Annotated in this window: 11 protein-coding genes and 2 tRNA genes; 11 read left to right on the forward strand and 2 right to left on the reverse strand. The window is 34.7% G+C overall.

Annotated features, from left to right (window positions below):
* The first annotated feature begins 23 nt into the window (after positions 1–23).
* Together lon and folE are read left to right on the forward strand one after the other, a co-directional pair.
* The gene (gene lon, locus Q0162_RS09175; RefSeq protein ID WP_297891031.1) at positions 24–2504 is read left to right on the forward strand and encodes an endopeptidase La; all 2481 of its coding nucleotides are present in this window, start codon (positions 24–26) and stop codon (positions 2502–2504) included.
* A gap of 37 nt (positions 2505–2541) precedes the next feature.
* Positions 2542–3213, forward strand: a complete 672-nt coding sequence (gene folE, locus Q0162_RS09180; RefSeq protein ID WP_002678274.1) for a GTP cyclohydrolase I FolE — start codon at positions 2542–2544, stop codon at positions 3211–3213.
* Positions 3214–3269: 56 nt separating this feature from the next.
* Here the strand turns inward: folE and Q0162_RS09185 are convergent.
* Positions 3270–3343: transfer RNA gene (locus Q0162_RS09185), tRNA-Ala, on the reverse strand.
* A 91-nt stretch (positions 3344–3434) separates the two neighbouring features.
* On the opposite strand from Q0162_RS09185, the gene Q0162_RS09190 reads away from it, so the two are divergent.
* From Q0162_RS09190 to Q0162_RS09200, 3 genes are all read left to right on the forward strand, one after another.
* Entirely contained in the window at positions 3435–4202 is a 768-nt protein-coding gene (locus Q0162_RS09190; protein WP_297891032.1) for an enoyl-CoA hydratase/isomerase family protein, read from the forward strand.
* Positions 4199–5308, forward strand: a complete 1110-nt coding sequence (gene alr / locus Q0162_RS09195) for an alanine racemase (protein ID WP_297891033.1) — start codon at positions 4199–4201, stop codon at positions 5306–5308. The genes Q0162_RS09190 and alr overlap by 4 nt, the downstream gene beginning before the upstream one ends.
* Positions 5309–5377: 69 nt before the next feature.
* Positions 5378–5450 (forward strand) — tRNA-Met (locus Q0162_RS09200).
* Positions 5451–5538: 88 nt separating this feature from the next.
* Here the strand turns inward: Q0162_RS09200 and Q0162_RS09205 are convergent.
* Positions 5539–6018 carry a helix-turn-helix transcriptional regulator gene (locus tag Q0162_RS09205; protein WP_297891034.1) on the reverse strand — a complete coding sequence of 160 codons (480 nt, stop codon included), beginning with the start codon at positions 6016–6018 and terminating at the stop codon, positions 5539–5541.
* Positions 6019–6406: 388 nt separating this feature from the next.
* Here Q0162_RS09205 and Q0162_RS09210 point away from each other — a divergent pair, with 388 nt between their 5' ends.
* From Q0162_RS09210 to Q0162_RS09235, 6 genes are all read left to right on the forward strand, one after another.
* Entirely contained in the window at positions 6407–7453 is a 1047-nt protein-coding gene (locus tag Q0162_RS09210) for a M14 metallopeptidase family protein (protein ID WP_297891035.1), read from the forward strand.
* A gap of 102 nt (positions 7454–7555) precedes the next feature.
* Positions 7556–8038, forward strand: a complete 483-nt coding sequence (locus tag Q0162_RS09215; RefSeq protein WP_002678948.1) for an Lrp/AsnC family transcriptional regulator — start codon at positions 7556–7558, stop codon at positions 8036–8038.
* 104 nt (positions 8039–8142) lie between these two features.
* On the forward strand, positions 8143–10488 hold the full coding sequence (locus tag Q0162_RS09220; RefSeq protein ID WP_367272171.1) for an McrB family protein: 2346 nt from the start codon (positions 8143–8145) through the stop codon (positions 10486–10488).
* Entirely contained in the window at positions 10469–11782 is a 1314-nt protein-coding gene (locus Q0162_RS09225; protein WP_297891036.1) for a restriction endonuclease, read from the forward strand. Before Q0162_RS09220 ends, Q0162_RS09225 begins: the two co-directional genes overlap by 20 nt.
* A gap of 12 nt (positions 11783–11794) precedes the next feature.
* Positions 11795–12490, forward strand: coding sequence for a bifunctional 2-polyprenyl-6-hydroxyphenol methylase/3-demethylubiquinol 3-O-methyltransferase UbiG (locus Q0162_RS09230; protein ID WP_297891037.1), 696 nt, complete (start codon positions 11795–11797; stop codon positions 12488–12490).
* A gap of 77 nt (positions 12491–12567) precedes the next feature.
* Positions 12568–13939 (forward strand): ABC-F family ATP-binding cassette domain-containing protein (locus tag Q0162_RS09235; RefSeq protein ID WP_297891038.1); only part of this gene is annotated, 1372 nt, incomplete at its 3' end.

Consider the following 13939-nt stretch of genomic DNA (forward strand, 5'->3'; position numbering starts at 1 on the left):
TAAAAACAATTGTTACTGACAAAATGACACCTACTAGCGATAGAGATATGAATATAGGAAATTTTGACAGCCTTGTTGCTGAACATATTGATGAAGATACTGAATTTATACCACTTCTCACTTTGGAAGATGAGGAAGAAATAGAGCGTGAACGCATTCCGCAAGTATTACCGATCCTTCCATTGAAGAACACAGTACTCTTTCCAGGAGTAGTAGTGCCTATATCAGCTGGGAGAGATGCTTCTATTCATCTTATCAATGAAGCTTATACAACTACTAAAACAATTGGAGTAGTAGCTCAATTAGACGAAAAGACTGAAATACCAGAAGGAAAAGATCTTTTCCGATTTGGTACAGTAGCTCGTATTCTTAGGATATTAAAAATGCCCGATGGTAATGTAACCGTTATTATTCAAGGAAAAAAACGTTTTGAAATAGAGAGCTTTGTAGAAGAGAAACCTTATATCAAAGCAGTGATCAAAGAAATGTCAGATATAAAACCAGATCCTAATGACAAAGAGTTTGAAGCGACTATTGATGCTGTGAAAGACCTCTCTGTAAAAATTATACAGGAAAATCCAAATATCCCTTCAGAGGCAGTTTTTGCTATTCGTAACATAGAAAGTTATTCATTCCTCATCAACTTTATTTCATCTAATATGAACGCTACAGTTTTAGAAAAACAAGCCGTATTAGAAATTGATGAACTTAAAGAACGTGCTACAGCTATTCTTAAATATCTGAATATTGATTTGCAACGCCTTACTCTACGCAACGAAGTGCAATCTAAAACGCGTTTTGATATAGACCAACAGCAACGCGAATATTTCTTGCACCAGCAAATGCGCACAATTCAAGAAGAATTGGGAGGAGGGTCATATGAACAAGAAATAGAAGAACTCAAAAAAAAGGCTAAGAATAAGAAATGGAATAATAATATAAAAGACCTTTTTGAAAAAGAACTTAATAAATTACAACGTACTAATCCTAATAGTCCTGACTATAGTATTCAGCGTAATTACTTAGAAGTACTATTAGAATTACCTTGGGATGAATATTCTAAAGATAATTTCGACTTAAAACGAGCTCAAAAAATACTAGATAAAGAACACTATGGATTAGAAGAAGTGAAACGTCGTATCATAGAGTATTTAGCAGTACTCAAGCTCCGTAATGATATGAAATCACCTATTTTATGTTTCTATGGACCTCCTGGGGTGGGAAAAACTTCCTTAGGTCGCTCTATAGCTAAAGCTTTAAATCGCGAATATGTACGTATGTCCTTAGGTGGTTTGCACGATGAGGCTGAAATACGTGGACATCGTAAAACTTATATAGGTGCTATGCCTGGTCGTATCCTACAACAACTCAAAAAAGCCAAAACTTCTAACCCTGTTTTTGTTTTGGATGAAATTGATAAATTAGGCAATAATAGTTACCATGGCGATCCTTCTTCAGCAATGCTCGAAGTACTTGATCCTGAACAGAACAAGGAATTTTATGACAATTTCCTTGAAATGGGATATGATCTCTCTAAAGTAATGTTTATTGCTACTGCCAATGATCTTTCCACCATACAACCAGCGTTACTAGACCGTATGGAACTCATCAATGTAACAGGCTATACTATAGAAGAAAAGACTGAAATTGCTAAACGTCATTTATTGCCTAAACAATTAGAGGAGCATGGTATGAAAGATACTGATTTGCAGTTAGGTAAAAAAGAAATAGAACGTATTGTAGAAGGCTACACTCGTGAATCTGGTGTACGTGCTTTAGAAAAAGAAATTGCTAAAGTAGTACGTTATGGAGCTAAAAATCTTGCAATGGAAGAAACCTATGATCCTAAAATTACTATAGAAACTATAGAAAAGATATTAGGCCCCGCACACTTAGAACGCGATAAATATGAAGACAATGAGGTTGCAGGTGTAGTTACAGGATTGGCGTGGACGAGTGTAGGAGGTGATATTCTTTTTATAGAATCTGCCTTATCGAAAGGTAAGGGGGTGCTTAATATCACGGGTAATTTAGGTCAAGTAATGAAAGAATCAGCAACCATCGCTTGGGAATATCTAAAAGCAAATGCCGAAAGATATAACCTTAACCCTAAGCTTTTTAGCAATTACGATGTATATATACATGTACCAGAAGGAGCTACTCCTAAAGATGGTCCAAGTGCAGGTATTGCAATGCTCACCTCTCTAATGTCTCTCTTTACCCAAAAACGCGTGAAAAAGCACCTTGCTATGACTGGAGAAATTACCTTGCGTGGAAAAGTACTTCCCGTAGGAGGTCTCAAAGAAAAAATTCTAGCAGGAAAACGCGCTGGTATCAAAGAATATATCTTATGTAAAGACAATAAGAAAGACATTTTAGAAATCAAACAAGAATACCTTAAAGGACTTACTTTTCACTATGTAACTGATATGGAAGAAGTAATACATTTAGCTATTACTAACCAAGATGTAAAACACAAAAAAGTTTTAACTTTTGATGAATAATTAGTAATTTTGCACTTTCATAATATAAAAATAAGTAATGAATAAAAATCAAAAAGAAGATATATTAGGTGACAACCATATTGCTACTTCAGCTGTCACACCTCTTAGAGCAGATGCTTTTCAGTTAAATGAAACTGAAAAAATAGCTGAGATAGAAACGCATGTACGTGCTATCCTCCACACTTTGGGAATGGACTTAAACGATGATAGTTTGAAAGGTACCCCTAAACGTGTAGCTAAAATGTTTGTAAAAGAAATTTTTGGAGGCTTATTACCTGAACGTAAACCTTCAATGTCTACTTTTAATAACTCTTACCACTATGGTGAGATGTTAGTTGAGAAGAATATAGTAGTATATTCTACTTGTGAACACCATTTGTTACCTATAGTAGGACGTGCCCATGTAGGTTATATTTCTAATGGTAAAGTCTTAGGGCTTTCTAAGATGAATCGTATAGTAGAGTATTACGCGAAACGTCCACAAGTTCAGGAGCGGCTTACAATGCAAATTGTACAAGAAATGCAACAAGCTTTAGGAACCGAAGATGTAGCTTGTATCATAGATGCTAAACACTTATGTGTCAATTCTCGTGGTATAGAAGATATTGATAGCAGTACTGTTACTGCTGAGTTTGGTGGTAAGTTTAAAGATCCTGAAGTTAGAAAGGAATTTTTAGAATATATCAAATTAGAAACAAGATTTCACTAATTTTAAATGTAATTGAAAAATAAAAAAGCTATCCCAAAGGATAGCTTTTTTATTTGTGGAGAAGATGGGGCTCGAACCCACGACCTTTTGGCTGCCAGCCAAACGCTCTAGCCAACTGAGCTACATCCCCATTTGCGCGGCAAAGGTAAAATATTTTTTTGAATTACCAAACCTATTTATAAAAAAAGTTTTATTTTTGCCCCAAAATTATACAATAATATATGACTGATAGATTACAAGGTTCTTTATATACAAAAATAGATAAACAGCTAGCTGTTACTACTTTTGGACATCCAAATGCAAACTCCTTTCCTCTAGAGCTACTTAACAGACTCACTAAAGAAATCAATATTCTTTCCGAAAATGAAGAAGTAAGTGTTATTCTACTCAAAAGTGAAGGAGATGGAGCTTTTTGTGCAGGCGCTTCTTTTGATGAGCTTTTAGCAGTTACAAATGAAGAAGAAGGTAAACAATTTTTTGAGGGATTTGCTCACCTTTTTTTAGCAATACGTCGTTGCAAAAAACTCATCATCGGTCGTGTCCAAGGTAAAGCTGTTGGAGGAGGAGTGGGGTTACTCGCTGCTTTAGATTATGTTTTTGCAACTGAAGCTTTGAGTATTAAGCTCTCAGAACTCTCATTAGGTATAGGTCCTTTTGTGATAGCCCCTGCAATTCTTCGCAAAGCAGGACAATCAACTCTAAATGAACTATTTATGGCACCTGATCAATGGAAAAGTGCATACTGGGCTCAACAAAAAGGACTGGTAGCTCGCGTATTTGAAAATACAAAAGATATGGATGAAGCTATAGACCACTTCATAACCACCTTGCTAAAATCTAATCCTATAGCTTTGTCTGAAATGAAACGTATTACTTGGCAACACACTGAACATTGGGAAAAAGAACTGATTGATAATGCTGCTATTTCAGGTAGATTAGTACTTTCAGAACAAACAAAATTAATGTTAGAAAAATTAAAGAAAAAATGAAAACAGAAGAAACCACTTTAGAAATCAACCTTACTGCCTTAGAAAAAAATATTCATTACCTAAAAAACCGACTTAAACCTACAACTTTGTTCTTAGCTGTAGTGAAAGCCTCTTCCTATGGAAATAATTCTGTAGCTATAGCTTCTCATTTGCAAAAAAAAGGATTAGTTAATTATTTTGCAGTAGCTTATACTTCTGAAGGAATTGCTCTTAGAAAAGCTGGAATTACTCTTCCTATTTTAGTATTACATCCACAACCTATAAACTTTAATGATATTGTAAAATATAACTTAGAACCTACTTTATATTCACAGCGTATTGCCCAATTATTTTTAGACTATGCTAAAATTCAACAGTTAGCAAATTATCCGGTACACCTTAAATGTAATACAGGACTCAATCGTTTAGGTTTTGACTTAAGTGAAATAGAAGAAACTCTTGCTCTGTTAAAAAACAATACTACTGTAAAAGTGAAAACTGCTTATTCTCATTTAGCTGCTTCCGAAGATATGAATGAGAAAGAATTTACAGAAAATCAAATCAATACTTTTATAGCTTTTCAAGAAAAAATAAACAAAACATTTACTCATAAAGTACTCTATCATCAATGCAATACTTCAGGTATACTAAACTATCCTCAAGCACAATTTGATATGGTGCGTTGTGGTATCGGTATGTATGGTTTCGCTAATGATGTCGAATTGCAGCAATATCTTACACCTATTATGACGCTGAAAAGTGTTATTTCACAACTACACACTTTGCAAATAGGTGAAAGTTTGGGCTATAATCGAGGATACATTGCCGATCATATTACCAGAACTGCTACAATTCCTGTAGGTCATGCAGATGGTATCAATCGTATTTATGGCAAGGGGAAAGGTTTCGTATTTATCAATGGAAAAAAAGCTTCTATCATAGGTAATGTGTGTATGGATATGATCTTAGTAGATGTTACTGAAATTTCTTGTCAAGAAGGTGATGAAGTAATTGTATTTGATAAAACTCATACAGCTGAAACTTTAGCCGAATCAGCAGGTACTATTTCTTATGAATTGATCACTTCTATGGCACACAGAATCAATAGAATATATTTAGAAGATTAAAAAAGTACAAAAAAAGTTTTCCAAAAGTTTGGTATTTAAAAAAAAGGTTGTACTTTTGCACCCAGAAATCGCGGGATAGAGCAGTAGGTAGCTCGTCGGGCTCATAACCCGAAGGTCACTGGTTCGAGTCCAGTTCCCGCTACAAAATAGGCGTAATTAGTTTGATAATCAACTAATTACGCCAAGTTTTTTTTTAATGTATGGGTCTTGTTTGGGGCTTTTTCTTGCACCTAACTATCAAAAACTTCAAAATGATTATCTTCATAAAAAAAGATAATACGCTTAATTTTCTTTCCTACAGTATTATTCACTATAGAAGGTAAAGGAGATAATTCTGATACCTCTTTATCTAAACTAACTTTTTTTTCTTCTTTAATAGGAGAAGATAGAGTAGGAGAGAGGCTTTCCATTTCTATTTCTGGAATATCACTAAATAAGTCTGGCTGTTGTATTTTTTTAGGTACAGAAACTTCTTTCTCTTCTTTGCGAGGGAAAGTTCCTTTTCCTTGAGTAATCCAATACATATCTACCTCTGGAAATTTTTCTATGAGTTTTAAAATAAAATCTAAACTCGGCTTATTGCGTTCTGATAGGAGATGTGATATTCCCGAACGTTGAATTTCTAAAGCATCAGCAAAAGCTGCTGCATTTAGTCCATAATAATCCATCACTTGTTGCAAGCGAATAGAAAAGTCTGATGTGTTTAACATTGTAACTTGTATCAATTTTTTAATAATGCACAAATGTAAATCAATATTTTGATATATACAAATTTAAACAATAATATTTCTTTTAAATATTTAAGTATTAATTCATATTATCAATGTAATTATATCATATATAACTATTTATACATACATTATAAAAATAATTTATATGTATTTTCCTGAAAAGTTATCTACTATAAATACTTATTCTCTAATTTTTTATAGGTGTTACATTTGTAATTTTTGTATAATAGTGTAGTATACAGATGTAATTAAATAGATGTTTATGTAATAAAAATATCCTAATGAAATTTTATGTATATATAATTGTTATCTGCTAAATATTTCTTACTTTTGTCCTCATAATAATCTATGTAAAAGGAAAAAGAAAATGGAAAAAGAACTTTCAGGACGTTATATTACCTATCAAATGATTACCCCTCTTTTAGATAAATATCCTTTTGATGAAGTTATTTATTTGGGTAGTTCAGTAAAAGGTATACCTATCAACTTGTATAGAGTAGGTAAGGGGAATAAAAAAATACTACTTTGGTCACAAATGCACGGTAATGAATCAACTACGACTAAGGCTTTTTTCGATGTTCTATTAAGACTTCAAACAATTAATATACTATCTGAATTAAGTATTTATTGTATCCCTCAACTCAACCCCGATGGAGCTGATTTGTTTACACGTGTAAATTTTAATAATATCGACCTCAATCGTGATGCTCACGAACTTACACAGCCTGAAAGCAAATGTCTGCGTAAAGCTTATGACCTTGTACAGCCTGATTATTGTTTTAATCTACACGACCAAAGAACTATTTTTAGTGTAGGGCAAACCCCTTTTCCTGCAACTATTTCTTTCTTAGCCCCTGCCTATAATAAAGAACGTAGTATCAATGAAATACGCCAAAAGGCAATGGAAGTTATTGTTGTAATGAATAGCATTTTACAACATCATATACCCAATCAAATAGCACGTTTTGATGACAGTTTTAATATCAACTGTACTGGAGATAAATATACTTCATTAGGTACACCTACAATACTTTTTGAAGCAGGACATTACCCTAATGATTACAACCGTGAACATACAAGAACTTACATAACGATAGCAATTTTAACAGCATTAGAATACATCGCTACTTCTTTTGTTACAAATGTAAATTACACTGATTACTTCAATATACCAGAAAACGACAAGTGTTTTTATGATATTATCTTACGTGATGATACACATAGTGATAATGATGTAGGTATTCTTTACAAAGAAGTTTTAGAAAATGCTAAAATTTTATTTGTCCCTTATATTGCTGAAATAGGAGATTTATCCACTAAATATGGACATAGAGAAATACCTCTATCCAAATATCTAAAAGCTCCTATCAATAAAATTTCAATTGAAAATAATTTAGATATACAAAACCTTTAACACAAAATAAGATAGAAAATGTAAAATATAAGTCTTTTTATTTGGATAATTCAAAATAAAATACTTACTTTGCACGCTGAGTAAATTATAAAAATATAATAGATGGCGAGATACAAATTAGATGAAACTGATCATCAAATATTAGATCTATTGATTGATGATACCCGAACCCCTTTTACTGAGATAGCCAAGCAGTTGGAAATTTCAGCAGGGACTGTTCACGTGAGAGTACGAAAAATGGAGGAACTTGGTATCATTAAAGGCTCTACACTCACAGTAGATTATGAACGATTGGGCTATACTTTTATAGCGTATGTAGGAATTTTTTTAGAGCGTAATCATCAGGCTCAATTTGTATTAGAACGTTTGGAAGAAATTCCTTTTGTAACAGTAGCACATATTACTTCAGGGCAGTACAATATTTTTTGTAAAATCCGAGCTCGTGACACCAAACACGCCAAAGAAGTGATCTATATGATAGATGATATTCAAGGGGTAGCTCGTTCCGAAACTATGATTTCTATGGAAGAATCTATCAACGACAAGCGTCGCCTTTTGCATAAAGCTTTCCGTGAATTACAATAAAAATAGTATTTAAACAACTTTGAAAGAGCTACCTAAAAAATAGGCAGCTCTTTTGCTATGTACAAATATTTTATTACTTTTATTATTCTTAAAATTAAAATACTATGTATGAAAAGATTAACGAGCTTATTGAGTATTATATTACCTTACGTAGAGAAGACCCAGCTAATGAAAATGAGGTCTATAAATGGTATGCTATTGATCATTTTCAGCAACACTGGGATATAAATGCTGTTGATTTCTATGAAATGTTTAAAGAATCTTTTAGGAAAAGAGGAAATTTAGTCTATCAAAATTCTTTTAGCTTCTTAGATGCTTTAGGTAAGTATTTCCCTGAACAGCTAAGAAATTTATTTATTATAGTCTACAGTTCTGATGATTTCTATATTAAATTAGATAAAGCTAAGAATTTTGCCGAAAATAGCATAGAAAAATTAAGGGAAAAGCTCAACAAAACAAATTTTAATCATCAATTTGATGAGCGTACCCTCTCTTTTTTGCTAACAATGCAAAATCCAAGCAAAAATACTTTCTATAAAAGTACTCTCTATAACCAGCTTTGTGATTATTTAGATATTATCCCACAGAAAGAAAGGAAATACAAGCACCATATAGAATTACTGTTCCAAATGGTTCCTTTTCTCAATAATCCTCAATTAAATTTGCTAAAAGAGCATTTTGTTCCAAAAGGAGTAGATTTTCCTTTGCTGTTAGCTCAAGATATAGTTTATCAAAATATGAATAACGAAAATGAAGATCCTAAACGTTATTGGTTGTATAGTCCTGGTGAACAAGCTGTTAATTGGGAGGAGTTTTATAACGAAGGTATTATGGCTATTGGCTGGGACAAATTGGGAGATCTGGAAAATTACACGGATAGAAAATCTATTCTTGAAGCCCTTATAAACAATTATGGAGGGGGAGAAGACCAACGTAATAACGTTTCTGCTATTGATGATTTTTCCAACGGAGAAAATAAAATGAATATAGGTGATATTGTCATTGCTAAAAAAGGAACAAAAACTTTATTAGGTTATGGCAAAGTAATCTCTGATTATTATTTTGATGAAGAAAGAGCTACATATAAGCATTGTCGTGAAGTTAAATGGCTAAAAAAAGGAGTATGGGATGCTAATAATAACCTACCTACTAAAACACTTACTGATGTGACTACTTATAACTCTGATATTAAAGGAATTAAATATGCTCAATACTTACTAAATATTATGAACGGAAATACACAAGCTCAAGAGGACAACCTCGTTATTAAACTTTTAAAATACAAACCTCAAATCATTCTACAAGGTCCCCCTGGTACTGGTAAAACCCGTGAGGCTAAACGTATTGCCAAAGCGTTATTAGGTTTAGGTGAAAATGATAACTTAGAAGGCAATGAGCAATTTAAACTTATACAGTTTCACCCCAGCTACTCTTATGAAGATTTTGTAAGAGGAATAGTTGCTAAACCTAATGAAGAGGGAAATGGAATCGTATATACTGCTGAAAATAAAATATTAGGGACTTTTGCTAAAGAAGCTTTTAATAATTGGCATAAAGCGCAACAAAGTACACAGACACTAAAAGAAGAAGAGGTTTTTGAGGCTTTCATTGAACATATCAAAGAAGAATTAGCTCAAAGTGAAGACTACAAATATCCATTAACAGAAGCCGTTTATCTTTTTGATGCTGATGATAAGCGTTTTAAATATAAAGGCGATAATTGGGAAGTTCATAGCAAAGGATTAAATATGAAATTCTCTGAAATAAAAAAGATCATAGATTCTAATACAACAGAAAGAAAAGATATAATAAAGAATTATAATTTAGAGGCTTTGACACGTCAGATGTCTACTTATTTTCTGAGAATTGTAGAAAAATACTATGAGTTTAGAGAAAACTATAAGCCTACAGTTGATAAAATACCTCTTAAAAACTACGTTCTTGTTGTAGATGAAATCAACCGTGCAAACCTATCAGCTGTACTCGGCGAACTTATCTATGCCTTAGAATACCGTGGCGAAGCAGTGCAAAGTATGTATGTCATTGACGGAGAAAACAACCTTATTTTGCCCCCTAATCTCTATATTATCGGTACGATGAATACCGCCGACCGCTCCGTAGGGCATATAGATTATGCTATCCGCCGCCGCTTTGCTTTTGTAAATGTCTTACCTAAAGATTTAACAAATGAATTAGGCGACCAGTTTGAGAGTGCGTTATTTGCTAAAGTGACTAACTTGTTCAATACTAATTTATCTCCTGAATTCAAAAAAGAAGAGGTACAATTAGGGCATTCGTATTTCATTACTAAAAATACTCCTATCGATATCCGTTGGGAATACGAAATCAAGCCCATTTTACTCGAATATGCAAAAGATGGTATCCTCGTAGGAGAGGGAATAGAAACTACTATAAATAACCTTATCAACAATGAAAATAACGCTTCTTGAACATAAGCCTTATAGTATCAAAAAGGACGGGGAAGCGCTAAAAATTTTTGAGGCAATACCTCTGATTTGTCCGTATATATTAAAAAAAGATAGACAGGGAAATCCTGTCTATCCTTTTGATATTAAACGTACAAATGAGGGTGAAGTATGTTTGCAGGCAGGCTATTATATAGGAGCGTTGTGGTTGGTAAAGCATCACAAATTCGTATATATAGAGCCTAAAATGAATAAAAAACAGATAGCTGAAGGCTCTTCTTCTCAAGAAGAATGGGCAGAAATCGACTATCTAAAAATGCTTCTCAGCATTACGGGGCTTGATCCTAAAGATACACAAGAGCTCATCAAAATCTATTGGGACGAACCTCCAATTACTATCGAACAGCAAAAAGATACGCTCACGCCTTTTCTAATGGTGCAATTCCTATTGATACTGAAGCGTATTGTGCGCAAAGGACTCAAAAAATCGTACTACACGGTCGAGGAGAATCTTAATAGCCGTATCAAAGGTAAGATACAGTTAGCTAAACACCTCAAACAAAATGTTTTTAAGAACAAACTGACAGCTCACGTATGTAGGTATCAAGAGTTTGGAATGGATAACCTCGAAAATCGCTTTTTAAAGAAGGTCTTACAATTTATCATCAGCTTTAAGAATACGCACCCCAATTATTTTGCAGGAAATGACAAATCTATTCGCGAATTGATTACCTATTGTAGCCCATATTTTGAGTTAATTTCGGAAGAAATTGATGTTGAAAATCTCAAAAAACTTACTCCCAATACTTTTTTTAAAGAATATGAGGAAGCTATTCGTATCGGGAAGCATATCTTAAAGCGTTTTTCGTATAATATCACCGAAACAACTCAACAAAAAGTAACTATTCCGCCTTTTTGGATAGATATGCCCAAACTTTTTGAACTATATGTCTATAAAAAGCTACAAGAACAGTTTAGAGGTAGGGGAGAGGTGCTCTATCATTTTATTGCTGATTATACCGAATTAGATTTCTTGCTCAACACTTCAGAATACAAAATGGTCATTGATGCCAAGTATAAGCCTGTTTATGAAGATAGTAGAGTGATAGACGACATACGCCAAATAAGTGGTTATGCTCGCTTAGAAAAAGTTTATCAAAAACTTGGTTTAGACGGTAGTAATGAACTTATAGATTGCCTTATTATCTACCCTTCTTTAGATGAAGATACAAATTTTAACCTAAAAGATAAGAAAATCGCTGGATATAGAAATATCTATAAACAAAGCATATCCATCCCATTAATTACTAATCTTTAATCATTCATTATTATGTCAAAATTCTACAACGAAATTGCGGAAAAATATGATTATATCTTTCCGCTATCACCAGCTCACCAAACCTTCTTTGCCAGTGAACTATGTGGCAAAACCGTTCTTGATGTAGGTGCTGCCACGGGCAATCTTACAGCTTACTTATTATCGCAAGGTTACGAGGTTACCGCTATTGACCTTAGCGAGCGACTCATTGCCGAAGCCGTCAAGAAAGGCATTGTGGTACAACCTCTTAATATGCTTGATATTGACCAGCTTGCTGTCTTCAATAATATTGTTTGTATTGGTAATACGTTGCCGCACCTCAATAGTAAAACATCTGTACAGCTCTTTTTGCAAAAAGCCTATGGGCAACTGACTCAAAAGGGTAAACTTATTTTGCAAATAGTCAATTTTCAGAAGTATTTTGCCCAAAAGCAAGGCAATTATTTAGGTAATTTACCTCTTATAGCCAATGATAAGGTAAAATTTGAACGATTTTACTATCTAAATGACAGCGATAAAATCATCTTTAAGACTATTTTAGATGATACTATAGAAAATGAAGAGCTACTACAGCCTATTTTTGCTAACGAACTCACCGATTGGCTTATCAAAATAGGGTTTAAAAACCTTAAACTGTATGGCAATTTTAAGAAAGAACCTTTTGAGGCTGAAAAATCTATGGCGTTGATTGTAAGTGCTGAAAAATGAGTTTTGAACTAAGATTTTCGTATCTTACAAATATTGTGTATATTTGCACTTTTAAAATAATTAATAACAACTAGAAAATGTTATCAGTATCCAATTTATCAGTACAATTCGGTAAGCGTGTCCTCTTCGATGAGGTAAACGTAACCTTTACTCAAGGCAACTGCTACGGCATCATCGGTGCCAATGGAGCAGGCAAATCTACTTTCCTTAAAATCCTTTCAGGCAAGCAAGAACCTACTTCGGGGCGCGTTATCCTCGAACCTGGTAAACGTATGTCGGTGCTTGAGCAAGACCACTACGCTTATGACGATTACACCGTACTCGACACTGTGATTATGGGCAACAAAGTCCTTTCTAAAGTTAAGAAAGAGATGGACGACCTCTATGCTGACTACTCTGATGAGCACGCCGAGCGTATTGGTGAGCTACAGATGCAGTTTGACGAGATGAACGGCTGGAATGCCGAGAGTGATGCTGCTGCTTTGCTCTCTAACTTGGGTATTACAGAGGATATGCACTACACTATGATGTCCGAAATGGACGGCAAACTCAAAGTGCGAGTACTTTTGGCGCAAGCGCTCTTCGGAAATCCTGATGTACTCATAATGGACGAGCCTACTAACGACCTCGATTTTGAAACTATTGGCTGGCTGGAGAACTTTTTAGCAAATTACGACAATACGGTGATTGTAGTCTCTCACGACCGTCACTTCCTCGATGCCGTTTGTACCCATATCTCGGATATTGACTTTGGTAAAATCAACCATTTTTCGGGTAACTATACTTTCTGGTACGAAAGTAGTCAGTTAGCAGCCCGTCAGCGTGCGCAACAGAACAAAAAGGCGGAAGAGAAAGCCAAAGAGTTACAGGAATTTATCGCGCGCTTTAGTGCCAACGTGGCAAAATCAAAGCAGGCTACCTCTCGTAAGAAGATGTTGGAGAAACTCAATATTGAGGAAATCAAACCGTCCTCTCGTCGTTACCCTGCCATCATTTTCGAGCGTGACCGCGAGGCTGGCGACCAAATCCTACACGTGGAAAATCTCGCTGCGTCTATCGACGGACAGGTATTGTTCCAAAATGTGGACATCAACCTTGCCAAAGACGACAAAGTAGCTGTGATTTCTAAGGATTCGCGTGCCACCACTGCCTTTTATGAGATTCTCAACGGCAACCTCAAGCCCGATGCGGGTACTTTTGCGTGGGGCATCACCACCTCGCAGTCTTACCTGCCCGTGGATAACTCCGATTTCTTCACCCAAGACCTTTCTCTAGTGGATTGGTTACGCCAATGGGCAAAGACAGAAGAAGAACGAGAGGAAGTATACGTACGCGGCTTCTTGGGCAAGATGCTCTTCAGTGGTGAGGAAGCCCTCAAAAACTGCAAAGTGCTCTCAGGAGGCGAGAAAGTGCGCTGTATGCTCAGCCGTATGATGATGTTGCGCGCCA

Source organism: uncultured Capnocytophaga sp. (assembly GCF_937936315.1).
GTDB lineage: Bacteria > Bacteroidota > Bacteroidia > Flavobacteriales > Flavobacteriaceae > Capnocytophaga.

Coding starts and splice junctions, on each gene's coding strand:
- lon (WP_297891031.1), top strand. CDS start 24: ATGACACCTACTAGCGATAGAGATATGAATATAGGAAATTTTGACAGC.
- Q0162_RS09210 (WP_297891035.1), top strand. CDS start 6,407: ATGGAAAAAGAACTTTCAGGACGTTATATTACCTATCAAATGATTACC.
- Q0162_RS09205 (WP_297891034.1), bottom strand. CDS start 6,018: ATGTTAAACACATCAGACTTTTCTATTCGCTTGCAACAAGTGATGGAT.
- Q0162_RS09190 (WP_297891032.1), top strand. CDS start 3,435: ATGACTGATAGATTACAAGGTTCTTTATATACAAAAATAGATAAACAG.
- Q0162_RS09225 (WP_297891036.1), top strand. CDS start 10,469: ATGAAAATAACGCTTCTTGAACATAAGCCTTATAGTATCAAAAAGGAC.
- folE (WP_002678274.1), top strand. CDS start 2,542: ATGAATAAAAATCAAAAAGAAGATATATTAGGTGACAACCATATTGCT.
- alr (WP_297891033.1), top strand. CDS start 4,199: ATGAAAACAGAAGAAACCACTTTAGAAATCAACCTTACTGCCTTAGAA.
- Q0162_RS09215 (WP_002678948.1), top strand. CDS start 7,556: ATGGCGAGATACAAATTAGATGAAACTGATCATCAAATATTAGATCTA.
- Q0162_RS09230 (WP_297891037.1), top strand. CDS start 11,795: ATGTCAAAATTCTACAACGAAATTGCGGAAAAATATGATTATATCTTT.
- Q0162_RS09220 (WP_367272171.1), top strand. CDS start 8,143: ATGTATGAAAAGATTAACGAGCTTATTGAGTATTATATTACCTTACGT.